General features: G+C 52.1%; 18 protein-coding genes. 13 read left to right on the top strand and 5 right to left on the bottom strand.

From position 1 onward, the window contains the following. Positions 1–20: 20 nt before the first annotated feature. On the bottom strand, positions 21–1607 hold the full coding sequence (locus ACYU8Y_RS14370; protein WP_460938330.1) for a M61 family metallopeptidase: 1587 nt from the start codon (positions 1605–1607) through the stop codon (positions 21–23). A gap of 143 nt (positions 1608–1750) precedes the next feature. On the opposite strand from ACYU8Y_RS14370, the gene rpmH reads away from it, so the two are divergent. The 3 genes from rpmH (at position 1751) to ACYU8Y_RS14355 (ending at position 4147) form a co-directional block, all read left to right on the top strand. Continuing rightward, positions 1751–1918, top strand: a complete 168-nt coding sequence (gene rpmH, locus ACYU8Y_RS14365) for a 50S ribosomal protein L34 (RefSeq protein ID WP_046576258.1) — start codon at positions 1751–1753, stop codon at positions 1916–1918. A gap of 96 nt (positions 1919–2014) precedes the next feature. Beyond that, positions 2015–2395, top strand: coding sequence for a ribonuclease P protein component (locus tag ACYU8Y_RS14360; protein WP_460938327.1), 381 nt, complete (start codon positions 2015–2017; stop codon positions 2393–2395). A gap of 93 nt (positions 2396–2488) precedes the next feature. Beyond that, a complete protein-coding gene (locus ACYU8Y_RS14355; RefSeq protein WP_460938325.1) occupies positions 2489–4147 on the top strand; it encodes a S41 family peptidase in 1659 nt (552 codons plus the stop codon). 118 nt (positions 4148–4265) lie between these two features. On the opposite strand, the gene ACYU8Y_RS14350 is transcribed toward ACYU8Y_RS14355, so the two are convergent. From ACYU8Y_RS14350 to ACYU8Y_RS14340, 3 genes are all read right to left on the bottom strand, one after another. Further along, entirely contained in the window at positions 4266–4850 is a 585-nt protein-coding gene (locus ACYU8Y_RS14350; RefSeq protein ID WP_460938323.1) for a LutC/YkgG family protein, read from the bottom strand. Next, positions 4847–6229 (bottom strand): lactate utilization protein B, encoded by a 1383-nt coding sequence (locus tag ACYU8Y_RS14345; RefSeq protein WP_460938321.1) that lies wholly within the window; start codon positions 6227–6229, stop codon positions 4847–4849. Before ACYU8Y_RS14345 ends, ACYU8Y_RS14350 begins: the two co-directional genes overlap by 4 nt. A gap of 124 nt (positions 6230–6353) precedes the next feature. After that, the gene (locus ACYU8Y_RS14340) at positions 6354–7088 is read right to left on the bottom strand and encodes a (Fe-S)-binding protein (protein WP_460938319.1); all 735 of its coding nucleotides are present in this window, start codon (positions 7086–7088) and stop codon (positions 6354–6356) included. Between the two features lie 399 nt (positions 7089–7487). Between ACYU8Y_RS14340 and ACYU8Y_RS14335 the strand changes: the two genes are divergently transcribed. From ACYU8Y_RS14335 to ACYU8Y_RS14320, 4 genes are all read left to right on the top strand, one after another. Further along, positions 7488–8387: a ThuA domain-containing protein gene (locus ACYU8Y_RS14335; protein WP_460938317.1), complete on the top strand. Its 900-nt coding sequence runs from the start codon at positions 7488–7490 to the stop codon at positions 8385–8387. 57 nt (positions 8388–8444) lie between these two features. Beyond that, positions 8445–11630 carry a PVC-type heme-binding CxxCH protein gene (locus ACYU8Y_RS14330; protein ID WP_460938315.1) on the top strand — a complete coding sequence of 1062 codons (3186 nt, stop codon included), beginning with the start codon at positions 8445–8447 and terminating at the stop codon, positions 11628–11630. Positions 11631–11774: 144 nt separating this feature from the next. Then, the gene (locus tag ACYU8Y_RS14325; RefSeq protein ID WP_460938313.1) at positions 11775–12608 is read left to right on the top strand and encodes a sugar phosphate isomerase/epimerase family protein; all 834 of its coding nucleotides are present in this window, start codon (positions 11775–11777) and stop codon (positions 12606–12608) included. Between the two features lie 228 nt (positions 12609–12836). Next, entirely contained in the window at positions 12837–13640 is an 804-nt protein-coding gene (locus ACYU8Y_RS14320; protein WP_460938311.1) for an alpha/beta fold hydrolase, read from the top strand. Positions 13641–13691: 51 nt separating this feature from the next. Here the strand turns inward: ACYU8Y_RS14320 and ACYU8Y_RS14315 are convergent, their stop codons facing one another. Next, positions 13692–15287 (bottom strand): M28 family peptidase, encoded by a 1596-nt coding sequence (locus ACYU8Y_RS14315; RefSeq protein WP_460938309.1) that lies wholly within the window; start codon positions 15285–15287, stop codon positions 13692–13694. Between the two features lie 398 nt (positions 15288–15685). Here ACYU8Y_RS14315 and ACYU8Y_RS14310 point away from each other — a divergent pair, with 398 nt between their 5' ends. The 6 genes from ACYU8Y_RS14310 to dgoD all read left to right on the top strand — a co-directional run bounded on the left by ACYU8Y_RS14310 (position 15686) and on the right by dgoD (position 25968). Further along, positions 15686–16726, top strand: coding sequence for a LacI family DNA-binding transcriptional regulator (locus tag ACYU8Y_RS14310; RefSeq protein WP_460938307.1), 1041 nt, complete (start codon positions 15686–15688; stop codon positions 16724–16726). Positions 16727–16831: 105 nt separating this feature from the next. After that, complete coding sequence (locus tag ACYU8Y_RS14305) at positions 16832–18073, top strand: mandelate racemase/muconate lactonizing enzyme family protein (protein ID WP_460938305.1); 1242 nt, start codon at positions 16832–16834, stop codon at positions 18071–18073. Positions 18074–18299: 226 nt separating this feature from the next. Next, positions 18300–21446, top strand: a complete 3147-nt coding sequence (locus ACYU8Y_RS14300) for a SusC/RagA family TonB-linked outer membrane protein (RefSeq protein WP_460938303.1) — start codon at positions 18300–18302, stop codon at positions 21444–21446. 14 nt (positions 21447–21460) lie between these two features. Next, complete coding sequence (locus ACYU8Y_RS14295) at positions 21461–22996, top strand: SusD/RagB family nutrient-binding outer membrane lipoprotein (RefSeq protein WP_460938301.1); 1536 nt, start codon at positions 21461–21463, stop codon at positions 22994–22996. Between the two features lie 88 nt (positions 22997–23084). Next, on the top strand, positions 23085–24440 hold the full coding sequence (locus tag ACYU8Y_RS14290; RefSeq protein WP_460938299.1) for an enolase C-terminal domain-like protein: 1356 nt from the start codon (positions 23085–23087) through the stop codon (positions 24438–24440). 280 nt (positions 24441–24720) lie between these two features. Continuing rightward, a complete protein-coding gene (gene dgoD / locus ACYU8Y_RS14285) occupies positions 24721–25968 on the top strand; it encodes a galactonate dehydratase (RefSeq protein ID WP_460938297.1) in 1248 nt (415 codons plus the stop codon). Positions 25969–25972 lie beyond the last annotated feature (4 nt).

The raw sequence follows: 25972 nt of genomic DNA, 5'->3' as shown, positions 1-25972 counted from the left end.
CTTGCTCCATCGTATTAAACTTATTTTGCCACTACGTTTTTACCGGTCTTCTCTTCGGACACCGGATGCAGATGACCCTCTGACACCGGCTCCGAAAATGTGCCGTTAAACCAGCGCGCGCGCTGCTGGCGACCATCGGCTTCATCCAACGCGAGCAGGCGAACACCACCGGGATGTTCTGATGTCGGCTCTTCATACCCAATCAGTAAACCTACCCAGGCCAGGTATTCATTCAGCTTGGCTTCGAGCGGCTGGTTACCGAAAATGCAGAGATCATAGTACCAATCCAGTGGCTCACCCGCTACCCGTTCGGTTATAGCGCGGTAATCGTCCAGCGTGTAGCCAATGAAAGGCTTTCCAAAACGCTCCCACATGAGCCGCATGACATCGTCCAGCGAACGGGCATGATTGGTCAGTTGCCGAATGTGCAGATCCAGAATCAGGGCCGCAATGGCGCCCTTATGATACACCGATACTTTCCGATCCGGAACACCCTTATCATAGCCATCGAGCCACAGATCCCAGGACGATTCGGTCAGCGACTGAAACGCCCGCCCGTTATGCTCGAAATGTCGCTTGAACAATACCTGCAACTCTTTCAGGTACGCTTCATCCGAAAAAACACCCGATTGCCGAAGCATCAGGTCGCCATAATAAGTTGTTACACCTTCGGCCACGAAACAGGTGGAAAAGTAATTTTCCTTCGTAAAATCGTAGGGCAGCAGTTCGGTGGGGCGAATACGGATAATGTTCCAGGCATGGAACAACTCATGCGACGATACGCCAAGCAAATCCTGGTAGAGCCCCTCCCCCTCGTCATTGGGTCCTAATACCAGCATGGTCGAATTACGGTGTTCGACACCATGGTAATAGGGAACAGGTAGAATGAGCGTCAGGAAATGGTATTCCCGCTCGGGAAATTCACCGTAGAGTTCGAGTTGCCTGGCCGAAAACCGGCTGAAATCGTCAATAATTCGTTGGGCATCGAACGTCGGATTGCCATCTGTCCGCCGACCACCCTGAATCCAGACGTGAAACAGTATCCCATCTATGTCATACTGAATGTGCTGAATCACCGGTGCCGCAATCAGCGGACAATCGACCAACTCGTAAAAATCCGCGGCCTGCAGTATCCGGCTTCCCGTAGGATTCGAGTTGGATTCAGTTAATCCACAAGCGACTGTCCAGCCATCCGGAATAGTCAGTTCAAGCGTACAGGGGTCCAATAGTCGATCTTCGGCGTATAGGCACAGGTTCACCGGATTAACGTACAGGAGCGTGTCACTGATAAAGCTACTGCCTGCATTCAGTTGATTGGGCGTTCCCAATAGGGCATAATAGTTGTAACGGACAATCAGTTGAGTGGCTCCGTTGGTCTGCACCCGCCAGCGATCTTTGGTAACTTTGTGAAAAGCCAGCGGATTCCCGTTGACACCATCGACTACCTCGAACCGCTGAATATTTTTGGCAAACTGCTGCAATTCATACCGGCCGGGGCGCCAGGCGGGCAGTTGCAGGTCAACTGTTGGCGTCGTAATCTCCGTTAGTTGGGCATCAATGGCAATGTAATGGGCGGCCTGAGGGTCAGCAGACAAGCGATAATGCATAGACGTAAGAGCAAATAGATTCGTACAAAAGTAACTACCAGCTAATCAAATCGTTTTTATGAATTGAGGCTTGGTAAAATCCGAGCATTCTCCTATCTTTGCGGACTCATTTGGAAAAATAAAGGTTTTAGGTAACATATATCATGAAAAGAACGTACCAACCATCGAACCGGAAGCGGAAAAACAAACACGGCTTCCGCGAGCGGATGGCCTCTGCTAATGGCCGTCAGGTTTTAGCCCGCCGTCGTGCCAAAGGCCGCCACAAGTTGACTGTCTCTGACGAGAAAAAAGGCGAACGCTTCAAAATTTAATTAGCCGTAGAAAGCGGAACCCTGTACGGGCCGTTTCTAGTTGAATGGCACTTTTTGATACGTACAACTTCACGCTTTACGACGTTAAGGATTGGTATGCCACAAACCTTTGCAAAATCTGAACGGCTTTGTAGCAAAAAAATCCTGAGTGAATTATTTAAAAAAGGTAGTACTTCCGTGCGGACGTTCTACCTTTTTCCGTTTCGGATGCTTTATATTCCCCCATCCGACGCCAATACGGACAGCGAGACTCCCCCACCCGCCATTGTCATTACCGTTCCCAAACGTATCTTTAAACGAGCCGTCGACCGCAACCTCATTCGTCGGCGGGTTCGGGAAGCGTATCGCCTGAATAAGGCTGCATTGGCTTCGGCCAAAACCCCACCAGCCTACATTGCCTTTCTTTATACGGCCAAACAAATAATTTCGTTTGAAGAGATAGAAAAAGGTATGAAATTAGCTTTAAAGAAAATGTAGCATTCAGGGTATAGAATAGTCCTTGTTGGGCTTCAATTCAATATTGTCTGGTCTACATTCTGAACGCTACATTCTTCACTCTACAGTCAATATATGCGATTCTCGAAACGCCTTACCCTGTTAGCCTCCTCGGCCCTAGTGGCAGGCGGCATTGGCTTTTTTTCGTTTAAGACCGATGACCGGTTTTTCGAGATAGCCCGTAACCTCGATATCTACGCCACGTTGTTCAAGGAACTGAATCTGTATTATGTAGACGAGGTGAACCCGAACCGCATGGTCAAAACCAGCATCGACGCCATGCTGAAAGCCCTCGATCCGTACACGAACTTCTTTGCCGAAGACGAAATCGAGGATTACATGACCATGACCACCGGCCGCTACAACGGCATTGGCGCGTTGATTGGTCAACGGCAGGGCAAGAGCATCGTATTGATGGTCTATGAAGGCACGCCCGCCGAAAAGTCCGGCCTGCAAATCGGCGATGAAGTGATCAAAGTAGATGGCGTGGATTTGAAAACCCGCAAAGACGCCGATCCTGGTAAATTGCTCAAAGGCCAGAATAACACAGCCGTGAAGCTGACCGTTCGGCGGTTTGGCCAGAAAGACCCCGTAGAACTCAGCGTTATCCGGGATGTGGTGAAAATGACCAATGTGCCCTACTACGGCATGGTTTCCGAAGATGTCGGGTATATCGACCTGAAAGATTTTACCGCCACGGCCTCGCGGGAAGTACGGACTGCGTTTCAGGAACTGAAGGGCAAGGGCATGAAAAAACTCATTCTCGACGTTCGGGAAAACCCGGGTGGCTTGCTCAACATGGCTATCGACATCTCGAATATCTTTATTCCGAAGGATTCAGAGGTGGTGACAACGAAGGGAAAAGTGACGGAGTGGAACAAGACCTATACGGCCATGAACCCACCACTGGACCTTGAGATGCCAATTGTCGTATTGACCAATAGCCATAGTGCGTCGGCGGCTGAAATCGTGTCCGGTGTTATTCAGGATTACGACCGGGGTGTTTTGATCGGGCAGCGCACCTACGGAAAAGGCCTTGTTCAAACAACTCGTGAGCTGTCATTTAACACCAAGCTGAAAATCACCACGGCGAAGTATTACATTCCCAGTGGGCGTTGTATTCAGGCCATTGACTATAGCCACCGCAACCCCGATGGCAGCGTTGGCAAAATTCCTGATTCACTCAAAACCGCGTTTAAAACCAAAGCAGGTCGGGTTGTTTATGATGGTGGTGGTGTGCTGCCCGATGTCGTTGTGGAAGCCCAGACGCCGTCGCCGGTAGCGCTTAGCTTAACGAACAAAGGGTTGATTTTTGATTATGCCGTGAAGTATCGTCACGAGCACGCCAGCATCAAGCCCGCCCGCGAGTTCCACCTGACAGACGCTGAGTACAGCGATTTTGCCAAGTGGCTGGGCGATAAGGAGTATGATTACACGACGCAGGTAGAGAAAGACCTTGGTACACTCGAAGCATCGGCCAAGAAAGAGAAATATTTCGATCAGATTCAGGATCAGCTAAAGTCGCTCAAAACGAAAATGTCGCACAGCAAAGATGCCGACCTGAACACCTTCAAGCCTGAACTAAAGGCGCTTCTGGAACAGGAAATCGCGGGGCATTATTACCTGCAAAAGGGTCTCAAAGAAGCTTCGTTTTCGACGGATCCCGAAATGAAAGCGGCTCTCAACCTGTTCAAAGATATGCCCCGCTACGGGACGATCCTGAAAGGAAAGTAAGCTTGAGGATATTTGTTGTTTCTTAAACCCCTAAATCCCCTGAAGGGGACTTTGCTCGCATTTGAACAAAGTCCCCTTCAGGGGATTTAGGGGTTTAAAGCCCGTATATATTTATATACTATGGCAATATATACACGACCAGTGAGCGGGCACCATGAGCACCAATGACCAGACTCTGCTCAATATCAGCGGTTTTAGAAGGGCCACAGATAAATGTTCCGAAGCCAGTTTCATCAACGGTCAACAACTTATACGCGTCGTGCATATTAGGCACAATGGTCGATTGCCGAATAATGATGACCAAAAACTGGGTAATCATCGGTACGGCCCGCTGCGGAATCTGACGCTCATCAACCCAAATAGCGGCATTCTCGGCTACGGCCAGCGGCCCTTCGATAATGGCCAGATTCAACCCGGATAGTTCGTGTGGATCCCGAACGTCCATGGTTACATCGGCCAGTTCGGCCAGTTCGGGGCAGGTCGTTGCAACATTCGTCAGATTGGGATATTTCGTTTGTATATCCGTTTTGATCGCTTCGTAGTCAGCGACAATAACGGCAGCGCCCCCCACAAATGTGAGCACATCCATAAACTGCTTCGTCAGGTCAGGGAACACCGACGTAAAGGTAAATTGCGTCGGAACAGGGCGTAAGGATGGCTGATTGGCCCGGATAGTAGCCAGCATCTGATCGCGGGTTGTCATGCTTTTTTCTGATTAATGTACCAATCATGGAAGCTCTCGGCGGGTGGCTCGGGCATTTCGCGTTGATTATACCAGGGATTAAGGCCATTTTCGACAGTGATCGGAGCAAATCGCAATACCCCCCGCCCGACCTTTCCCGCCATCCGGTACAAACGAGGTGATTCCAGGACCGTTGCCATCGCTTTCATGGCCACTGTTTTAGTCGTCGGTCCGTAGCCTTCCTGCATCAATACCTGCCGCCATTTGTACAGTTGTTCGTGAATGTCAATCTTAACCGGACAGACATTGGAACACGATCCGCAGAGCGTCGAGGCAAACGGCAGATCGGCGTTCTGTTTCATGTCCAGATTCGGTGCCAGAATAGACCCGATTGGTCCGGCCACGGCACTATGATAGCTAAACCCGCCCGACCGCCGGTAAACAGGGCATGTATTGAGGCAGGCCGCACACCGGATGCATTTAAGCGAATTGCGAAAATCAGGCCGACCCAACTGACGACTCCGCCCGTTATCTACAATAACGATGTGCATCTCCTGACCCGATCGGCGGGGACGATGAAAGTGGCTGGAAAACGTTGTAATGGGTTGACCGGTAGCCGAACGGGCCAGCAACCGCAGAAATACGCCCAAATGTTCAGCGCGGGGAATGATCTTTTCAAAGCCCATAGCCGCAATGTGCACATCGGCCAGATGAGCGCCCATGTCGGCATTACCCTCGTTGGTACAAACCACAAACCCACCCGTTTCGGCAATGGCAAAATTGACACCCGTAAGGGCTACCTTTCGCGTCAGAAATGTCTCCCGGAGGTGTTGTCGGGCCGCTTCGGTCAGGTATTGTGGGTCCGTCGCACCCTTATCGGTGCCCAGGTGCTGGTGGAACGTCTCGCCTACGTCCGCCTTGGTCAGGTGGATGGCGGGCAGAACAATATGGGAAGGAGGTTCGCCCCGCATCTGCACAATTCGCTCACCCAAATCACTGTCGATCACATCAATACCCCTGTCGATCAGGTATTTGTTCAAATGGCATTCTTCCGTCAGCATCGACTTCGACTTGACCATTTGGGTAGCACCAGCGTCTTTGATAATCTGGTGAATGATCGCATTATGCTCGGCACCATCGGCTGCCCAGTGTACCTTGATTCCGTTACGAATCGCATTTTGCTCGAACTGAATCAACAAATCGTGCATGTTGGACAGCACATGGTTTTTTATCTGCGACGCAGCCTCGCGCAGTTGCTCCCATTCAGGTATCTGCGCCACGGCCCGGTCGCGTTTGGTTCGGACAAACCAGAGCGTTTCGTCGTGCCAGTCGACTTTGGCTTCGTTTTTATTGAATTCGACAGCCGCGTCGGCATGGTCTAAGGTAAGCTGTTTGTTCATCAGGTTTTGTTGTTTTAAAACCAGCTACCCACCCCCAACCCCCTCCTAAAACAGGAGGGGGCTTTTAAAGCCCTGTTTTCTTAGCCCCCTCCTGTTTTAGGAGGGGGTTGGGGGTGGTCAATTTCTAAAGCGTAGCCGTCAAAATCTCCGCAATGTGTTTGACCTCTACGGCCGAATTTGCCCGTTTGAGAATGCCTTCCATGTGCATCAGACACGAGACGTCTACCCCGGTAATGTAATTTACGCCATGACGGAGGTGGTCGGCCACGCGATCTTTACCCATTTTTACCGAAACGGCTTCTTCAGTTACGCAGAATGTACCGCCAAAGCCGCAACATTCATCGCGCCGGTCGAGCTGCACTAGCTCCAGTCCGTTTACGAGGTTAAGTAACTGTACCGGCTTCGAAAAGGGCGGTGCCACCAGTTCCGACATTTGCGCTAAACCGAGCCCACGCTGGCCGTGGCAGCTCTGATGAAGGCCCACCTTGTAGGGGAAGGTCGCATCCAGCGCCGAGACGTGCATCACATCCGTCAAAAATTCAGTGAGTTCATACACCCGCGACCGAATGCCTACCGCCACGTCCTCATTGGCCGAATGCAGGTGGTGCTTGATGTGCAGAGTGCAACTTCCTGACGGCGAAACGATGTAGTCGTAATCGGCAAAATTGCGAACGAAATTTTCGTTGCAGCCCCCCGTCAGATGTTCAAAGCCGGAATTGGCCATGGGCTGACCGCAACAGGTCTGCTGAAGCGGATACGACACGTCACACCCTACTTTTTCCAACAGCCTAAGGGTAGCAATCGCTACTTTGGGATAAAACTGGTCAATGTAACAAGGAATAAACAGGCCAACTTTCATGGGTGATTCGGACTAAACGTTGCCTTGGAAACATTGAAAAAACAGGGCGGCTTCACGTAACAAATGTAGCGATCACAAAGCTACATCCTTCCTGTACTTTCCCAGTCAAAAGGCCATGATAAAGAAACGTTACTCTCTGCCTGCTAGTAGTTGCCTTGTCGTTCATTATGCCAGTCCGTTTCATTTTCTCGGTTTGTACGGTCAGCGGCCAGTCTCTGTAGTCCTTTGTAGTATGAACCGCCCGAGTATCTGCCAGCGCAGTCTGCCGGATAGGCGGTCCATACCGATAAACTTGTTCAATCCGTAACTTTTTGGGCAGTCAGGCCAACCCACTAAGTAAATTCAATACCAGATTTTCTTACATTACCAGCTTACTCGTCCGTATAGAAACCGCCTTCCATGAAAAATCAACGCCGAACTTTCCTTCAGCAGGCCGCCGGGCTATTGGCTTTAACGTCTCCACTACGGGTTGCAGAAGTCCTGGCCAATGCCTCCTCGTCAGCCAATGCGAAGAAACCCTATGTCGTTTTCGTTACCGGCGATCATGAATACAGTGGCGAATTGACCTTGCCTTTTATTGCCGCTGAACTGGAGAAAAACTACGGCATGCGTACCAAAGTGCTGAAGGCCTATCCCGACTACAACGGCGAAAAAGATATTCCCGGCCTGGAAGCCCTAAAGGAAGCCGACTTAGCCGTCTTTTACCTCCGGTGGCGGCAACTTCCTCAGGATCAATTAAACTACATCGATGAGTATCTTAAATCGGGTAAGCCCGTTATGGGTTTTCGCACAACGACTCATGCGTTTAACTATCCCGATGGCGACGACCGGAAACGCTGGAATTCATTTGGCGAATTCGCCTTTGGTGCGCCACCGGGCTGGGGCGGCAAGGCGCAGCATACGCACTACGGCCACAAAAGCACAACCGATGTTACGATTATTCCCGAAGCGGCCAAAAACCCGATCCTGACAGGTGTTGCCCCTAGCTTCCATGCATCTTCCTGGCTGTATCGGGTGCTGCCCGATTATCCGGCCAAAGGGGCGGTTCCGCTGTTGATGGGCAAATCGGTCAACCCCGACAAAGCGGCCATTGACAATCCGGTAGCCTGGACCTGGAAAAACGAGTGGGGTGGAAAAGCCTTTATTACTACGCTGGGCCACCCCGAAGATTTTCAGGTAGAATCCTTCCAGCGCCTGGTCATCAATTCCATCCATTGGGAACTGGGCTTACCAATCCCAAAAACGTGGAAGGGTAAACTGGCGATTGATGTCCCTTACGGCCATCCGGGTAAGTCCTGACGAGTATGCATAACGCCCATCCAGGCAAGCAGTTGATTCTCCTCCTAAACAATCGCCATGGTCTTACCCGGAAAAAATAAAATCAATGGATTACTCGTCGTCGCTGCACTCTTGCTGATTGCGGTTAGTGCGTTTCAGACTAACTGGGGCACTGCTACTACCGTCGCACCGCTACCCGTGAGCAAAGGCGCGCACATTATGCTGCTGGGCGGTAATCTGGGGTCGAGGATGATGAATTACGGCCATTTCGAGACAGAGATGCAGGTTCGCTACCCGAACGACATGCTCTACATCCGCAACATGTGCGATGGCGGGGATACGCCCGGCTTCAGGCCCCACGCCAGCCGAAACACGCCCTGGGCCTTTCCGGGAGCCGAGAAGTTCCAGACCGAATACGCCAACAACTCCGAGAGCGAAGGGCATTTTGATTATCCCGATCAATGGCTCACCCGCCTGAAGGCCGACGTGATCGTTGCTTTCTTTGGTTACAGCGAATCATTCCAGGGAAAAGAAGGACTAGCCAACTACAAAGCTGAGCTGGACGCCTTTATCAAGTGGACGCTCAAACAAAAATACAACGGAGTCACTGCGCCGAAGCTGGCGATTGTATCGCCGATTGCCTTCGAGGATCTGTCGGCAATGTATGATCTGCCGAACGGCAAGAAGGAAAATGAAAACCTCTCGCTTTATACCAAGGCGATGAGCGACGTGGCTAATCAGAATAATGTGTTGTTCGTCGATGCCTTTACCCCGTCGCAGCAATGGTATGCTGCCAGCAAGGAGCCTTTGACCATCGACGGCTCCCAGTTGAACGAAGCTGGCTACAGGAAACTGGGCATTCTGTTGGCCGATCAGATTTTTGGCAAGGCAACGCCAAAAGCGGAAGCTAACCGGGCGCTGGTTCATGATGCCGTTCTGGAAAAGAACTGGATGTGGCACAATGATTATAAAATCCCGAATGGCGTTCATGTCTACGGGCGTCGGTACAACCCATTCGGACCGGACAACTACCCAGCCGAAATAGAAAAGATCCGGGAGATGACCGCCATCCGGGATACGGCCGTTTGGCTGGCTGCCGCGAAAGGAGAAAAAATGGACATTGCCGCGGCCGATAAGAAAACGAAACAGCTCCCCGCCGTCAAAACCAACTTCAATCCAGAGAAAAACGGCAGCCTGACGTACCTCTACGGACAGGAAGCGTTGAGCAAACTGAAAGTACCGCAGGGCTATAAAATCGAACTTTTCGCGTCTGAAGAAGAATTTCCCGACCTGGCGAAGCCCATGCAGATGTCGTTTGATAATAAAGGCCGGCTGTGGGTAGCGGTCATGCCGAGTTATCCGCACTACAAACCAGGAGATGCCAAGCCCGACGACAAAATCCTGATTTTTGAAGATACCAACAACGACGGAAAAGCCGATAAAGAAACGGTTTTTGCCAACGGTCTTCACCTACCGCTCGGCTTCGAAATCACGAAAGAAGGCGTTTATGTGTCACAGGGTACCAACCTGAAACTACTCGTTGATACCGACGGCGATGGTAAAGCCGACAAACGGGAAATTCTGCTGAGTGGGTTCGATGACCACGACACGCACCACAACAGCCACGCCTTCACGGTCGATCCGTCGGGGGCCATTTATTCGGGAGAAGGGGTGTTTCTGCACACTAACGTAGAAACGTCCTATGGTACCGTTCGGGCTACCAACGGCGGCTTTTATCGGTACGCGCCACAGCTCCACAAGCTGGAACGCACGGCCCAGCTGTCCATTCCGAATCCCTGGGGGATTGCCTTTGACGACTGGGGCCAGCCGTTCTTTGCCGAAACCTCCAGCCCGGATGTTCGCTGGATGATGCCCGGTTCAGTACTGCCCCGCTACGGCGAAGCGACCCACAAATCGGCTCAGTTAATTGAAGAAGCGCATCGGGTTCGGCCAACGTCGGGGCTTGAATTTGTTTCCAGCCGCCATTTCCCGGACGACATTCAGGGCGACTTTCTCATCAACAATACCATTGGCTTTCTGGGTACGAAAGAACATACGCTGAAAGACGACGGTACGGGCTACATCAGCAAGCACCGGGCCGACCTGGTGGTGAGCGAAGACCGCAATTTCCGCCCGGTCGATATGGAATTTGCCCCCGATGGCTCGCTGTACCTGATCGACTGGCACAACATTCTGATTGGCCACATGCAGCACAACGCCCGCGACCCCCTGCGCGATCATTCGCACGGCCGGATTTACCGAATTACGTACCCATCCAGGCCGTTGGTAACGCCCGCTAAAATAGACGGAGCCAGCATCGATCAACTGATGGATAACCTCAAATTGCCCGAATACCGCACTCGCTACCGCACCCGAAACGAACTTCGCGGCCGGGATGTATCCCAGGTTCTGGCCAGGCTGACTACCTGGGTGGCCAACCTCGACAAGAACGATCCCCGCTACGAACATCACCTCCTGGAAGGGCTGTGGGTAAGCTGGGGGATGAACAAAGTGGATCAGAAACTTTTGCGGCAAGTGCTTAAAGCAAAAGACTACCACGCCAGGGCTGCTGCCGTTCAGGTAGTGCGATACACCGGTCATCAGGTTGCCGACCAGGCCGATTTGCTCATGCAGGCAGTCCGGGACGATAATAGCCGGGTTCGGTTAGCGGCCATTGTGGCGGCTTCCTGGATTGGCAAGGAAAAAGGGTTGCCCATTCTGGCCGAAGCCGCCAAAAAACCGCTGGACGAATGGATGATTCATGCCCACGAAGCGGCCGTTGCCCACCTGAAAGGCGTCAACGTGAAAAAGGTTGAAGAGACGGCCGTAAAATCGACGCTGAAAGGGGAAGAGCTGGCTCTGTACAACATGGGCAAACAAATTTATTCGAAAGAAGGCTATTGTACGACCTGCCACCAACCCGATGGCAAAGGGCTTACAGCCTCTGGCTTCCCCCCGCTCACGGGTACCAACTGGGTATCAGGCAATGAGGAACGGTTGATAAAAATAGCCCTTAAAGGACTCATGGGGCCGATCGAGGTGGTCGGTAAAACGTATCCCGGCCAGGTGCCTATGACGCCTTTCGGTGGCTTGCTGAAAGACGACGAAATTGCCGCTGTGCTGACTTATGTCAGAAATTCATTTGGCAATCAGGCCCCCGCCGTACTACCCGGCCAAGTGAAGAAAGTACGGGCCGCTACCGAACGCAAAAAGGATTTTTACTCGCCACAGCAGTTGCTGAAAGAGCACCCGATGGAAAAATAATTAAATACACATGTTGAATGGAACCGCACCGGCGGACCGGCTGATTTTTATAGTCCTCATAATTGAATGATGATTGAAAAATCATAACGAATCATAACAATCAGCCGGTCCGCCGGTGCGGTTCCGTCATTTCACTATTTATAAATGGACGCTTCTTTCCCTTTTCGCTTCGGTGCCGAAGCGTATACCTGGTTCATGAATAACAATGGTCAAACCCACGCGAACCGCCTGGGGCACATGATCGACATTACGGCGCAGGCGGGCTTTGCTGGTATTGAACCCATTTTTAACTGGATGGGCGACCTGCCCGACGCCGATAGCCTGGGCGCAAAACTAACCGAACAAGGCGTCGAACTGGCTGCTATTGCCCTGGCGCTGGACTGGAACGGTGCCGACGAAACCGAACAGGAGAAATACGAAGCCGATCGGGCCATTGCCCTGCTGAAGCACTTTCCGGGCGCTTTACTGTGCACTGTACAGAAACCAACCGGGCGACACGACCTCGAAACCCGACGACGTAACTTGGTTAATATCGTTAACCGGGTATCGCACCGGGCAGTCGATCAGGGCGTTCCCTGCACGTTTCATCCCAATTCACCCCATTCGTCTATTACCCGCACCGAGGAAGATTACCGGGTAATTCTCGAATCGCTCGATGCCTCGGTAACGGGCTGGACACCCGATGTCGGTCACCTCATCAACGGCGGTATGGACCCATTGACCAAAATGAAAGAGTACGCGTCGCTCATTAACCTGGTCCATTACAAAGACTGGAACGGTGATCCCGAATTTGCCCTACTCGGCCACGGCAACGTTAATTTTGTGAGCATCACCCAGTGGTTGATTGAGCAGCGATACAGCGGCTGGATTATCTGCGAAGATGAAGGCCCAGAAGCCATGGATGACCCGGACGGTGTCACCCTTCACGACGGGCGCTGGGTGTACGAGACGCTGCTTCCAGCGGTGCTTAAAGAGTGAATGAGCGAAAGAGCGAATCGTGTCATGCGGCTGGCTGGTTCTTCGCTCGTTCACTCATTCACCATGCCCTTGCTGTGCCGTCAGATGCTTACATCTGACGAGTGAGGTTTCTCAAAACCTCGTTTAGTTAATGAAGAAGGTTTTGAGAAACCTTCCGTGTCGGCTATAAGTAACCGACATCACGTGCATCGAATGGCTCGCGCTCTTTTATTCTTTCTCTCTTTCACTATGCCCCTACTAGAAACCAACGGTATCAATCTGTATTACGAGGAACGTGGATCGGGAGAGCCTCTTCTGCTGATCATGGGCATTACTGCGCCCGGTTCCGTTTGGGAGAAACACGTTAATGACTGGCAGCAACAGTTTCGCTGCATTATGGGTGATAACCGGGGCGTCGGGAAATCCGATAAACCGCCGGGACCTTATACCACCGCCCAGATGGCCGACGATTACGCGGGCCTGATCGACACGCTTGGGCTAGGTTCTGTGCGGGTCGTGGGGGTATCGATGGGGAGTACCATTGCCCAGCAACTTGCGCTACGGCATCCCGACAAAGTGCGATCGCTGGTGCTCATGTGCCCGTGGGCCCGCTGCGACCGAACCGCCGAAGCCATCTTCCGGCACATGGCCACCATCAAAGCCCGACTACGGCCTGAGGAGTTCTCGAATTACATTCAGTTGTTGATTTACGCCAAACGAAGCTGGGACGATGACGCTATGTTTGCGGATCTTCTGGCTGGTCGGCAGCAGGCCGCCATCGATTCACTACCCCAGCCGCTGCACGGCCTCGAAGGGCAAGCCGAAGCCTGCATCACACACAATACGCTGGACGCACTGGGAGCGATAGACAAACCCTGCCTGGTTATTGGTGGGCGTAACGATATTTTCACACCCGTCTGGATGAGCGAAGAAGTAGCCGGGGCCATTCCTAACAGCGAATTACACCTCTACGACGATGCCGGACATGCGTTTCACTGGGAATGTATCGACGATTTCAATCCCCGTGTTCGCCACTGGTTAGCTGCCCATTAAGTAAACTGACTCGGCCAGAGTAGCGTCTGGCCGAGTCAGTTTACTTGAATTTTATTGCTTGTTACTATCGACAATCAGGCGCTCATCGCGGTTGGCAATTTCCCAGGCCGTGTAGAACACCAAGCGTGCACTCCGTTCGGCCAGATTAAAATCAATTTTCTCAACATCATCGGTTGGCTTATGGTAATCGCCGTGCAAGCCGTTGAAGTAGAAGATGATGGGTATCTGGTGCTTCGCAAAATTATAATGGTCGGAGCGGTAATAAATCCGTTCGGGATCTTTGGGGTCGTTGTACTTATAATCCAGTTCCATTTTTACGTTCTTCTCATTCGCAGCTTCGCTGATTTTGTGCAGATCGGACGAAAGCTTGTCGGAGCCAATGACGTAAATATAGTTTTCCGACTTTCCCTTGTGTAAATCATCGACCCGGCCCACCATGTCAATATTCAGATCGGCCACCGTTTTGTCGAGCGGAATAACCGGACTCATGTCAGCATAATATTGGGAGCCCAGCAGCCCCTTTTCTTCACCCGACACCGTCAGGAACAGAATTGACCGTCGGGGACCTTTTCCTTCCGCCTTGGCTTGGGCAAAAGCCTGAGCAATCTCGATCACCGATACGGTACCGGAGCCATCGTCATTGGCCCCGTTATTGACCTGGCCATCCGCGCTGATACCAATGTGGTCGTAATGCGCCGACACGATCAGAACTTCATCTTTTTTATCGGTGCCTTCAATAAAGCCCAGCACGTTCGACGATTGCGCCTTCTCCTCCACCCGATCCGCTTTGACACTGACTTGACCTACCAGCGATGACGACACGGGCGTAGCCGATTGGGCAAGCTGGGCTGTCGTCTGGGCAAGCGTAGCCGCCGATGTGTTAAGCAGAGTCGCTGCAGTTTCTGACGAAACGAGAAATACGCCCATCGAACCCACATTTTCAGCGCCTGGTTTAAGCGTCAAGCGATTGAAACGCCCCTGCAATGCTCCCCGTTGGGCGAGTACTTGCCTGAAGGCCTCCGGCGATTCGGCCGAGACAATAAATACCTGAGCCGCTCCTTTCTCCTTCGCCAGCAGACTTTTGGCACGCCATCCGTTGGGGCCGCCCCATTTAGACGCTTCGCTGGTTCCACTGATCAATAGCTTATCCCCTGCCGTTTTGGGTTCACCTTCCAGCATGACAACCGCTTTACCTTTTACGTCCCGTCCGGCATAGTCGTCGTAGTTGGTTTCGCCAATACCATAGCCAACAAACACGGATTCAACTGTTGTTTCAGTCGGCTGATACAGCAGGCCGTTAACCACAAAGTCTTTCAGATACTCAAATCGCTTGCCCCCGGCACTGACATAAAAATCACCCCAGTTTTTCTTGTAGAGCGTGAACGGTTGTTGATAAACCAGTTTCCCATCCTCTGTCTTTACGATGGGTTTGAGTCCTTCGGCGGCAAACTGTCTGGCAATGTATTCGGCAGCTTTACGCTGTCCAGCCTGACCCGTTTCGCGACCTTCCATATCATCAGCGGCCAGAATGCGGAGGTGTTTTTCGAGGTCGGCCGCGGTGATGGTAGCAGCAAATTTTTTCTGGCCGAAGCTCAGGAAGGGCAGCCCAATTAAAGTGGCCCCCAGCACGAACTGTTTGTACGTCATTAAATGAAGTGAGAATTACCTGCTTAGTTTAAGACTAAGATACAACCCAAAAACCGAAGATCGTAATAGCCAATTCGAGTAGTTCTGGTGCTCAGGCAGGCAAAGACATTAGGACAACAGTTCCTGAGCCGACTCACCGCGGAGAGTTAAGAAAAAAATTGTGGGCATTAAAGTGGGCATATATCCCGAAAACAAGGCTAGCTCTCCATTAGGATCAGCGGAAGTAGTGCCGCGAGAAATTTATTATTAGCTACTTGCTTGACCCAATAAGCTAAAAAATAATAGAAATAATAATATTTATTGCGTTGTTTAATCGGTTAAGCTTATATTTGGGCTATTATATCCCCATCAGGTATTTATCCACATCGTCCGTGTGCACCTGAACACGCATTGATCACATGAGTAAGACGAAGGTGTCTATAAAAGATATAGCCCAGCAAGCGGGCGTCTCTACCGCTTTGGTGTCTTATGTGCTGAATGGCAAAGAGAAAGAGAGCCGGGTTGGGCAGGAGATCGCCTTGAAGATCAAGCAGATAGCCGCCGATCTGAACTACCAGCCCAGCCATCTGGCGAAAAGTTTACGTAGCGGAAAAACGCACACCATAGGCTTGATTATTGCCGATATATCGAACCCGTTTTTTGCAAACATAGCCCGGGTAGTTGAAGATGAAGCAAAACGGAATGGTTATACGGTCATTATTGGGAGTTCGGACGAAAACGCCGATAGGTCAAAGGATCTGGTAGATGTCTTGATTAATCGGCAGGTAGATGGATTTATCATTGTGTCGGCCGAAAACTCCGACCAGCAAATTCATTTTCTGAAAGATAAACACATTCCGTTTGTGCTGCTGGACAGGTATTTTCCTGAAATAGCCACGGACTTTGTATCGACCGATCATTATCAGGCATCGTATGACGCCGGTACGCACTTAGTCCGCAACCAGTACAAACACATTGGTATGATTGCCTATGATTCGCAGTTGTTCCACATGAAAGAACGGATAAGAGGATACCAGGATGCTCTGAGGGATCATAAGGTAACAAGTCATAAAGCCTGGCTGAAAGAGGTTCGGATTAACAATATTGACAGTGGGGTCAAACGGGCGCTGGATGAAATGCTCTCGTCCGACCAGCCGATTGATGCGCTGCTGTTTGCTACCTACAGCCTGGCTGTTAGTGGCCTAAAATACATTAATAAACTAGGCTTGACGGTTCCGGATGAACTGGCCATCGTTAGTTTCGGACAGGCCGAAGTCTTTGAACTTTACTATTGCCCCATTACCTATCTGAAACAACCCATTGTGCGCTTAGGCCAGACTGCCGTTGAACTTCTGATAAAAAAAATAAAGAATAAACTCGATGAACCCACCCATATACTCATGCAAGCAGAACTGATCGAACGCGCGTCGTCAAAAACCAAAAAACCACAGAGAGCCTAATTTTGACCAATTGCTTAAACGATTAAGCAATGTATGATATTACCTATTCCTGCCCTTACCTAATCACACATACCCTTATTCTGAGTATTCCTTACCCTTAATTTTATGGAAAGAAGAAACTTTCTCAAGTCTGCGTTAGTCGGCTCAGCAGCCGTCTGGGCGGGGCAGCCTATGACTCTGGCCCAGGCTGCCCCTAACCTTAAAATCACTAAAATCAGGTATTACAGCGCCCCTGGTTACAACAAACCACTTTTCAACCAGGCACGCGGTATTGTCGAAATTCAGACGGATGCTGGTTTGATCGGCATTGGTGAAGGTGGTTCCAGAGATATGATCGAACAGTGCGCCCAGATGATCATCGGCGAAAATCCGTTTCGCATCGAGCACATCTGGCAAAACGTGTACCGGGGCATGTTTTATCCACCAGGCCGCGAGAAATTACACGCCCTGGGTGCCCTGGAAATGGCCCTTTGGGATTTGAAAGGGAAGGCGCTGGGCGTGCCCGTTTACGAGTTACTGGGGGGAGCTACCCGAGACTATGTCGAATGTTACGCCACTGGCTTTCGGGCTTCCAAAGCAAAAACAGAAGAAGAACGGGCCCGCGATTGCATCGAAGCAGGCTTACGGGCGTACCGGATTGGGCCAACCGGCGGTAACGGCGAAGCCCCTTTCGACTTTTATGACAACGCCAAAAAGACCATCGACTTCTGCAAACGAATCGACTCCGCCGTGGGTGGTGGTGGCAAATGGGCTCTCGACTTGCATACGCGCTTCGATATGACCGAAGGCATCAAGATTTGTAAGGCGCTTGAGAACATGGAGCCTTATTTTGTAGAGGACATTGTGCGGTCCGAAAACCCGGCCGTCTACAAAACCGTTCGCCAGATGACCAACGTGCCCATTGCCGTTGGCGAGCAGTTCGGCGATCGGTGGGACATCAATGAATTTATCGAACAACGACTGATCGACTACACACGGATAACCTTACCCAACACGGGCGGCATTGGTGAATTCAAAAAGATAGCCTCCCTCTGCGAGACGCATTATGTTGGTATGATTCCGCACTTCACCGGTCCCCTGTCCACCGCGGCCCTCGTCCACGTACTGGGCTCCAGCAGCCCCAGCCGTTGCCTGATGGAATTGGGCGGTGGCGAACCGGAGCGACCAGCCTATTTCAATGAGGATTTTGTAAACTTCAAAAATGGCAAATTATACCTCAACCCGGAGCCGGGTCTGGGCGTCAAGTTCGATCCTAAGAAAGCAACCTTCGTTATGGAGGTTACCGCCAAAACGCAGTTCCCTCACCCCATTCTGAAAAGTCCCGACGGAGCCATTCACAACTGGTAAGGAGCCAGGGTAATTACCGGTTAGCCGTTAACGTCGGCAAGAGTAGATAGAGATACAACCTGAAGATTAATTAAAAAGTACAGTGATGAATTCCTGAAGCCCAGCCTGAGCTGGGTTGGGTGGCCTTTTGCAAATGGGCCGAAAAAGTATAATTATATCAATTTAAAATGTTGATACAATTAGAATACATTACCTAGTCGTCCTTTTCCTTAATCGCTTGAACCACATGAAAAAATCTCTAATCTTCCTCTTCTATTTGCTGGTAAGTAGCGGCCTGACGGTTGCACAAACCAACAGCGTGACCGGTAAAGTGACCGGTGCCGATAACCAGGGCCTGCCGGGTGTTAACGTAGTCGTAGGTGGTACGTCGGTAGGTACGGCTACCGATGCATCAGGCAACTACACCATCAACGCGCCTGCCAACGCTTCGCTGATTTTTTCCTACATCAGTTACGTGAGCCAGACAATTCCCGTCAACAACCGCTCGATCATCAATGTGCAGCTGGCCGAAGATGCCAAATCCATCAACGAAGTAGTTGTCACCGCCCTTGGGATCAAGAAAGAAGCCAAAACCCTGGGTTATGCCACGGCGACGGTCAATGCCGACCAGATTTCGACCAACCGCACACCCAATTTTGTGAGTGGACTACAGGGAAAAATGGCGGGTGTCAACATTACCACCATGGGTACTGGACCAGCCGGAACGGCCAAAATCCGTATCCGCGGTCAGTCGTCGTTCAGCGGGCAAAACAATCCGCTCATCGTCGTGAACGGCGTCCCGATCGACAACACCAACAGCTCCCTCGGTGGCGATTACAGCGCCCGCAGCACAACAGGGCTCCCGGTTAACAGTTCGGACGGGGGCGATGGGCTAAGCAGTATCAACCCCGACGATATTGAAACAATGACCGTCCTGAAGGGAGGCACCGCAGCCGCCCTGTACGGATCGCGCGCCAAAGACGGTGTGGTCATGATTACCACCAAAAACCGGGGGGCTGGCAAAGGCTTCGGTGTGACATATAACGCCAATTTTACCACCGATACCCCACTCGACTTTACGGATTTTCAGTATGAATACGGACAGGGTGAAGGCGGTGTGCGACCAACGGCTGCTTTCCCTTCGTCGGGCGTTTGGAGTTTCGGCGAGAAGTTTCAGCCGGGCATGACGCAGGTTCTGTTCGACAACAAAACCTATCCTTACGAACCCGTCTACAACCGGGTGAAGCAGTTCTACCGTGTGGGCACCAACTTTACCAATACGGTAACCGTAGCGAACAACGGTACCAATGGCGGTTTCAGTTTGTCATTCGGCAATACCGACAACCGGGGGATTATGGAGAATAATACCTTCAGCCGTAAAGTGATCAACCTGGGGTTCACCCAGAACATCAACAGCAAACTAACCGCATCGGGCAACATCAACTACTCGAAGGAGAATAACGTCAATCCTCCGCAGGTGAACGCCCAGGATTTTTCGGTATCGACGGTCGTGTTTACGCTGGCCAACTCCATGCCTTTTCAGGCTCTGCGCGATAATCAGACCTACGCCAATGGCGATGAGCTTTCGATTGCCCGCTTTCTGGTGCGTAATAACCCCTACTATTCCATGAGCCGTCACTTCGAGAACATCAGACGTGACCGGCTTTTTGGTAATGTCGCCCTCAAATACCAGTTCACCGACTGGCTGTATCTACAGGGACGTATTGCACAGGACTTTTACATCCGCAATCAGGATTACAACATTCCGAATGGCTACGCGCCGATTGCCAAAGCACCCGTTGGCTACGTAAATGGCTCCTATACGCAGGACGTACGCCAGAATACCGAACGCAACATTGACTTCATTCTGGGCGCGAACAAAACGTTCGGCAAGATCGGCGTGGATGTAACACTGGGCGGCAACGCACGGTACGCCCGTATTGACTACAATAGCGTGACCGTACAGGATTTTGTACAGCCCGGCCTCTACACAGTAGCCAACGGCCGGGTGAAAAACCCCATTTACGCGCTGTCGGAGAAGAATATCAACTCGTTATTCGGAGCGGCAACCATTTCCTACCGCGATTTCCTGTTCCTGACCGCAACGGCCCGCAATGATTGGTTCTCGACGCTGGCTCCGTCTAACCGCAGCATCCTCTACCCCTCCGTCACCGGCAGTTTCGTGTTCTCGCAGGCGTTTGAAGGGCTACCCGCCTGGCTGTCGTTCGGAAAGTTACGGGCGGCTTATGCGCAGGTGGGGTCAGACAACGTAGATCCGTATTCGAACGCGCTGTATTACCAGGTCGATAACAACTCGTTCCCGAATCCGGCGGGGCAACCGGTACCGGTAGGCGGCATAAGCGCATCGCAGGTTCCGAACAAAAACCTGCGTCCGCTACGGATTCAGGAAGCCGAGGTGGGTCTGGAACTGAAGCTGTTGAACAACAAGGTAGGTTTTGATTTCACCTACTACCACAAAACAACGGAAGACCAGATTCTGGCTGCCCAGATTTCCGATGCCTCGTCGTATACCAGCAAGCTGATCAATGTTGGCCGGAGTATGAACCAGGGGCTCGAGATGTTGCTGACGTTTTCACCCGTAGTTACCCCTTCCTTTCGCTGGGACGTGAGTGCCAATGCCTCCTACAACACATCCAAAGTCCTGCAACTGGGGTTATCGCCCAATGATACCGTAATAACGGTAAGCGGTGGCAGTGGTCGGGTACTGAATCAGGTGGTGGGCAAGCCCATCGGCCAGTTGTACACCTTCAAGTACTTGCGGGATGCGCAGGGCAGACAGGTATTCGATAAAAATAGTGGAATGCCGCTCCGTAACAACACCCTGGTAGATGTAGGAAACGCCCTCCCTTCCTACTTCGGCGGTATCACCAACACGTTCAACTACAAGGGGTTATCGCTTTCAGTCCTGATTGACTTCAAGCTGGGCCATAAACTGATTGCCGGACGGAACATTAACTACATGCGTCACGGGTTGTCGAAACGAACGCTGCCGGGTCGGGATGTCGGGTACGTGATCGGCAACGGCGTCAATCCAAATGGGGAGATCAACACGACGAAAGCGGCTGTGCAACCCTTCTACGAATCCATCAACCCGCTGGGTATCAACGAGGATTTCGTAAACAACGCCGGCTTCTGGAAACTGCGGCAGATTACGATAGGCTATGACTTCACCAAATTACTTCCCCAGACCCTGTTCATCAAAGGAATAAGACTGAATGCGGTTGCCAACAACGTCCTGATCATCAAGAAATGGACCGAAAACATGGACCCCGAAGAAGCGCTGGTTTCCTCGGATAACAGCGTAGGGCTGGACTTCTGGCCAGGGCTTCCCCCCACCCGCAGTATCGGTTTTAACCTGAATGTTCGATTCTAAAGCCAGATGAAATCATGAAACCAACGATAAAGTATACCCTTACCCTGTTCATCTCGCTGAGTCTCCTTATGAGCTGCGATCAGGGCTTTGACGAAGTCAATACCAATAAGGTGGACCCAACGTCGCTGTCTCCTTCCCTGGTGCTTAACAAGGCCATCATTAACACCAACTACCTCGATGGATTTGGCACGCTGGGTATGCTCACCTACAATTTTGGCATTGTGCAGCAGATCATTACGCCCTATGGCAGCTCGTTATCCGGGGCTAATTACGACCAGATCAACAGCAGCAACACGCCCCTGGTCTGGCAGAATTTTTACCGCAATGTGCTTAAGCAACTGGTGTCGGTACTGGATCAAACCAAGAGTGACCCGTTGCAGGTAAATATCTACAATGCGGCCCGTATCTGGCGGGCCTACGTCTTCATGATTCTGACCGATACCTACGGCGATGTCCCTTATTTCGAAGCGGGACAGGGATACACTACGGAGATTATCACCCCGAAATACGACGCACAACAGGATATTTATAAGGATCTGTTGAAGGAACTTGACGAAGCATCGGCAGGTCTGACTACCACGCAATCGCCAGTTGTTACGGACATTCTGTACGGTGGCGACGTAGCGAAGTGGAAAAAGCTGGGATACTCGTTCATGCTTCGGGCGGCCATGCGGCTAACCAAGGTTGACCCGACCATGGCTGAAACGTACGTAAAAAAAGCCGTGGCTGGTGGGGTGTTGCAGTCCAACGCCGACAATTCAACCCTCCGGCATACGGCTCTTTATAACAACTACATTGCCAATCACTTACAGGCTCGCGAAAAAACCAACTTCTACCTGGCGGCCCCTTTTGTCGACTACCTGAAGGCAAACAACGATCCGCGTCTGCCCATTTTTGCCGTCCGTTACATCGGGGCCAAAGGTGGTCAGGAGCAGACAGTCCAACGGGCATCATCCGATCCAGCCGTGCAAATTGGTATGCCGATGGGTTACAACGACGTGTCGATCAATACGGTACTGGCGCAAAACAAGGTGGTCAGCCTCTGGGATTTTTCGCAGGTCAACCTCACAACCGTGCTGAAACTGGACGCCCCCGAATATCACCTCACCTACGCACAAACCCAGTTCTTACTCGCCGAAGCGGCCGTTCGGGGCTGGGTGACGGGCAGTGCTGCTGACTATTTTGCGAAGGGCATCCGGGCGAATCTGGAGCAGATGGCCTCGTACGGTTCAACCATTCCCGAAGCGAGTATAAAAGCTTATCTGGATGCTCACCCGCTGGATGCCACCAAGGCACTGGATCAGATCAACACCCAATACTGGGTCGCGTCCTTCCTGGACGGCACCGAAGCGTTCGCTAATTTCCGACGCAGCGGCTACCCCGCGCTACAGAAAAATCCCTATCCCGGCTCCGAAGTGAAAGGTGACTTCATCCGGCGCATGCCTTACCCTGACAGCGAGATTGTTGTCAACTCAGGAAAATTGAACGAAGCCATCACGCGGCAAGGGCCAAATACGCTCGACACGCGGGTTTGGTGGGACAAGAAGTAGGATTTCACTTTCCTTTTTGCCATTCCTCCTTCGTCGGAATGACAGAAAACAATCAATTACAAGCGCTTAACCCTTTACCGATTCTCTTATGAACAACCCGGATCAAAGCCGCCGTGACACGTTAAAAATGCTGGGCTTCGGCTCCTCAGCCAGCCTGCTGGGCCTCTTCGGGGGGCTCTCTACCGCAGAGGCCCGCGAACAACAAACTAAACCCCAATATGCCCTCGGCGCCCCCCCCGTCAAAATCAAATCCGTCAAGGCAATCGCCACCGCCCCACAGGGATCCAACCTCATCGTGGTCAAAGTCGAAACCACCGAACCCGGACTCTACGGACTGGGCTGCGCCACCTTCACCCAACGTGCGGCCGCCGTCGTGGTCGCCATCAACACCTACCTCAACGAGTTCTGCCTGGGCAAAGACGTCGATAACATCGAAGACCTCTGGCAGTCAGCCTACGTGAGCTCCTACTGGCGAAACGGGCCCGTGCTCAACAACGCCCTCTCCGGACTGGACCAGGCCCTGTGGGACATCAAAGGAAAACGAGCCAAAATGCCCGTCTACCAGCTGCTGGGCGGCAAGGTCCGCTTCGCCATCCCCTGCTACACCCATGCCGGGGGCAACACCCCCGAAGCCACCGCCGACAGTGTCAAGAAGTTTATGGAGCAGGGCTTCAAGTACATCCGCATCCAGCAGGGGGGCTACGGGGGGGTGGGCAGCAATGTCGACAAGCCGGACTTCAAAGCGGCCGGCTTCGGCTACGAAGGCGATGCCTATATGAACGTAATGGGCTACTTGAAGTCGGTGCCCAAGATGTTCGAGACGGTCCGTAAGCAGTGTGGGGAGGAGATCGAACTACTTCATGATGTCCACGAGCGGGTGCAGCCCATCGAGGCCATCAACATGATCAAGCAGGTGGAGGACTACCGGCCCTTCTTCATCGAGGATCCCTTCTCGCCCGAGAACATGAAGTGGTTTGCTCAACTGCGGCAGACCACCACGGTGCCCATCGCGATGGGGGAGCTGTTTAACAACATCAATGAGTTCAAGGAGCCGATGGTGAATCAGTGGTTCGACTACATCCGGATACACGTATCTCAGATTGGGGGCATCACCCCGGCCATGAAGGTGGCCCGGTTGGGGGAGTGGTTCAACGTGCGGACGGCCTGGCACGGCCCGGGGGATGTTTCGCCGGTGGGTCACGCGGCTCATGCGCACATTGATCTGGCGGTGTGGAACTTCGGGATCCAGGAAGCGGTGGCCTTTTCGGAGAAGACGCAGTCGGTGTTCAGCGGCTGTCCGACGATGGAAAAGGGGTACATGTCGGTCAACGAGGTGCCGGGTCTTGGGGTTGACATCAACGAGAAGGAAGCGGCCAAGTATCCCATCAGCACCAAGTCCAACTGGCAAGTGCGCCGGATGGATGGGACCATCATCCGGCCGTAGTCGTGCTGTGGCGTCGGGTTCTTCAACCCGACGCTGGGCGGTTTCTCAAAACCGACAGTATCGGGTCGATTCGGTTTTAAGAAACCGCTCACTGTCAGGTTCTAAACCTGACAGCACGAGAAGGAGTGGGCAAAAAAACAGGTCTTTCAAAGCCCCCTCCTGTTTTAGGAAGTGGTTGGGGGTGGTTAATCGGTAGAAAAGGTTTCAAAAAATCCGACACCGCCAAACTCTTATCGCTTAAACGACTAAACTGACTAAATCCCTTAACTCTTAAACCCAAATGAAATCATCGAACAAAAAATCCGGCATATCCCGGCGGGCTGCTATACAGTCTGTTTTAGGGGTTACGGGTATGGGCGTAATGGCGCTACCGAAGTCTTCGTATGCAGCCAGCCCGGGCCACTTTGCCGATTATAGTAAAGTAAAGATTACGAAGCTGGAAACCTTCCTGGTCAAGCCCCGCTGGATATTCCTCAAAATACATACGGATGTTGGGGTTGTCGGCCTGGGCGAACCGTTGCTCGAAGGGCGGGCGCTCACCATCCAGACGGCTATCAAGGAAGTCGAACCGTATCTGATCGGTAAGGACCCGCGGCATATCGTTCATCACTGGCAGGCTATTTACCGCCATGCGTTCTACCGGGGTGGCCCTATTTTAACGAGCGCCCTCAGCGGCATCGACCACGCCCTGTGGGACATCAAAGGAAAACTGCTGAATGTGCCGGTTTACGAATTACTGGGTGGCCCTACCCGCGATCGTGTGCGCGTTTACGGGCGGGCCAGCTCGGGCGAAGACATAAAGAAACGAAAGGCCGAAGGGTACACCGTTATCAAAACGGGGGTTTTCAAAAAAGACCCGGCCAATATTGTCGAGAATCCCCGATTCGTTCGCAATGCCATCAACAATTTTGCTGAATTACGGCAGGCTGGTGGCGACGACATGGACATTGCCATCGACTTCCACGGCAGCATTCCTCCGCAGACGGCCAAAATTCTGATTAAAGAATTGGAGCGCTACCAGCCCATGTTCGTGGAAGAACCTTGTCAGGCGCAGAACGTCGATACGATGGTTGACATTGCCAGGGGAACCCACCTGCCCATAGCGGCTGGCGAGCGGATTTTCACCAAATGGGGCTTCCGTGAACTGCTGGAGAAAAAAGCGGTCAGCATTGTTCAACCCGATCTCTGCCATGCGGGGGGCATCACCGAAGGCCGCCTGATTGCGGGCATGGCCGAAGCCTATTACGTGCCCATTGCCCCGCATAATCCGATGGGGCCAATTTCCCTGGCGGTCGGGCTACAGCTGGCGGCCAGCGTACCCAATTTTCTGGTGCAGGAGCAGGTCTCACTAGGCGAAGGCTACTTAAAAAATCCGTTCAAATTGCAGAAAGACGGCACCGTCATGATTCCACAAGGCCCCGGCCTGGGTGTCGAACTGGATGAAGATAAAATGAAAGATAAGATAGGCCATGACTGGAAAAACCCCGAGTCGTACAACGCACTCGACGGCTCCGTTGTGGACTGGTGATGAA

The organism is Spirosoma humi (assembly GCF_054776575.1).
This window is presented reverse-complemented; position numbering and strand designations above follow the sequence as displayed.

Bases quoted from the DNA above. Each gene is read 5' to 3' on its own strand.
- ACYU8Y_RS14305 (WP_460938305.1), top strand. From the start codon at position 16,832: ATGGAAAGAAGAAACTTTCTCAAGTCTGCGTTAGTCGGCTCAGCAGCC.
- ACYU8Y_RS14320 (WP_460938311.1), top strand. From the start codon at position 12,837: ATGCCCCTACTAGAAACCAACGGTATCAATCTGTATTACGAGGAACGT.
- ACYU8Y_RS14370 (WP_460938330.1), bottom strand. From the start codon at position 1,607: ATGCATTATCGCTTGTCTGCTGACCCTCAGGCCGCCCATTACATTGCC.
- ACYU8Y_RS14310 (WP_460938307.1), top strand. From the start codon at position 15,686: ATGAGTAAGACGAAGGTGTCTATAAAAGATATAGCCCAGCAAGCGGGC.
- rpmH (WP_046576258.1), top strand. From the start codon at position 1,751: ATGAAAAGAACGTACCAACCATCGAACCGGAAGCGGAAAAACAAACAC.
- ACYU8Y_RS14335 (WP_460938317.1), top strand. From the start codon at position 7,488: ATGAAAAATCAACGCCGAACTTTCCTTCAGCAGGCCGCCGGGCTATTG.
- ACYU8Y_RS14350 (WP_460938323.1), bottom strand. From the start codon at position 4,850: ATGACAACCCGCGATCAGATGCTGGCTACTATCCGGGCCAATCAGCCA.
- ACYU8Y_RS14325 (WP_460938313.1), top strand. From the start codon at position 11,775: ATGGACGCTTCTTTCCCTTTTCGCTTCGGTGCCGAAGCGTATACCTGG.
- ACYU8Y_RS14330 (WP_460938315.1), top strand. From the start codon at position 8,445: ATGGTCTTACCCGGAAAAAATAAAATCAATGGATTACTCGTCGTCGCT.
- ACYU8Y_RS14315 (WP_460938309.1), bottom strand. From the start codon at position 15,287: ATGACGTACAAACAGTTCGTGCTGGGGGCCACTTTAATTGGGCTGCCC.
- ACYU8Y_RS14290 (WP_460938299.1), top strand. From the start codon at position 23,085: ATGAACAACCCGGATCAAAGCCGCCGTGACACGTTAAAAATGCTGGGC.
- ACYU8Y_RS14360 (WP_460938327.1), top strand. From the start codon at position 2,015: ATGCCACAAACCTTTGCAAAATCTGAACGGCTTTGTAGCAAAAAAATC.
- ACYU8Y_RS14355 (WP_460938325.1), top strand. From the start codon at position 2,489: ATGCGATTCTCGAAACGCCTTACCCTGTTAGCCTCCTCGGCCCTAGTG.
- dgoD (WP_460938297.1), top strand. From the start codon at position 24,721: ATGAAATCATCGAACAAAAAATCCGGCATATCCCGGCGGGCTGCTATA.
- ACYU8Y_RS14345 (WP_460938321.1), bottom strand. From the start codon at position 6,229: ATGAACAAACAGCTTACCTTAGACCATGCCGACGCGGCTGTCGAATTC.
- ACYU8Y_RS14340 (WP_460938319.1), bottom strand. From the start codon at position 7,088: ATGAAAGTTGGCCTGTTTATTCCTTGTTACATTGACCAGTTTTATCCC.
- ACYU8Y_RS14295 (WP_460938301.1), top strand. From the start codon at position 21,461: ATGAAACCAACGATAAAGTATACCCTTACCCTGTTCATCTCGCTGAGT.
- ACYU8Y_RS14300 (WP_460938303.1), top strand. From the start codon at position 18,300: ATGAAAAAATCTCTAATCTTCCTCTTCTATTTGCTGGTAAGTAGCGGC.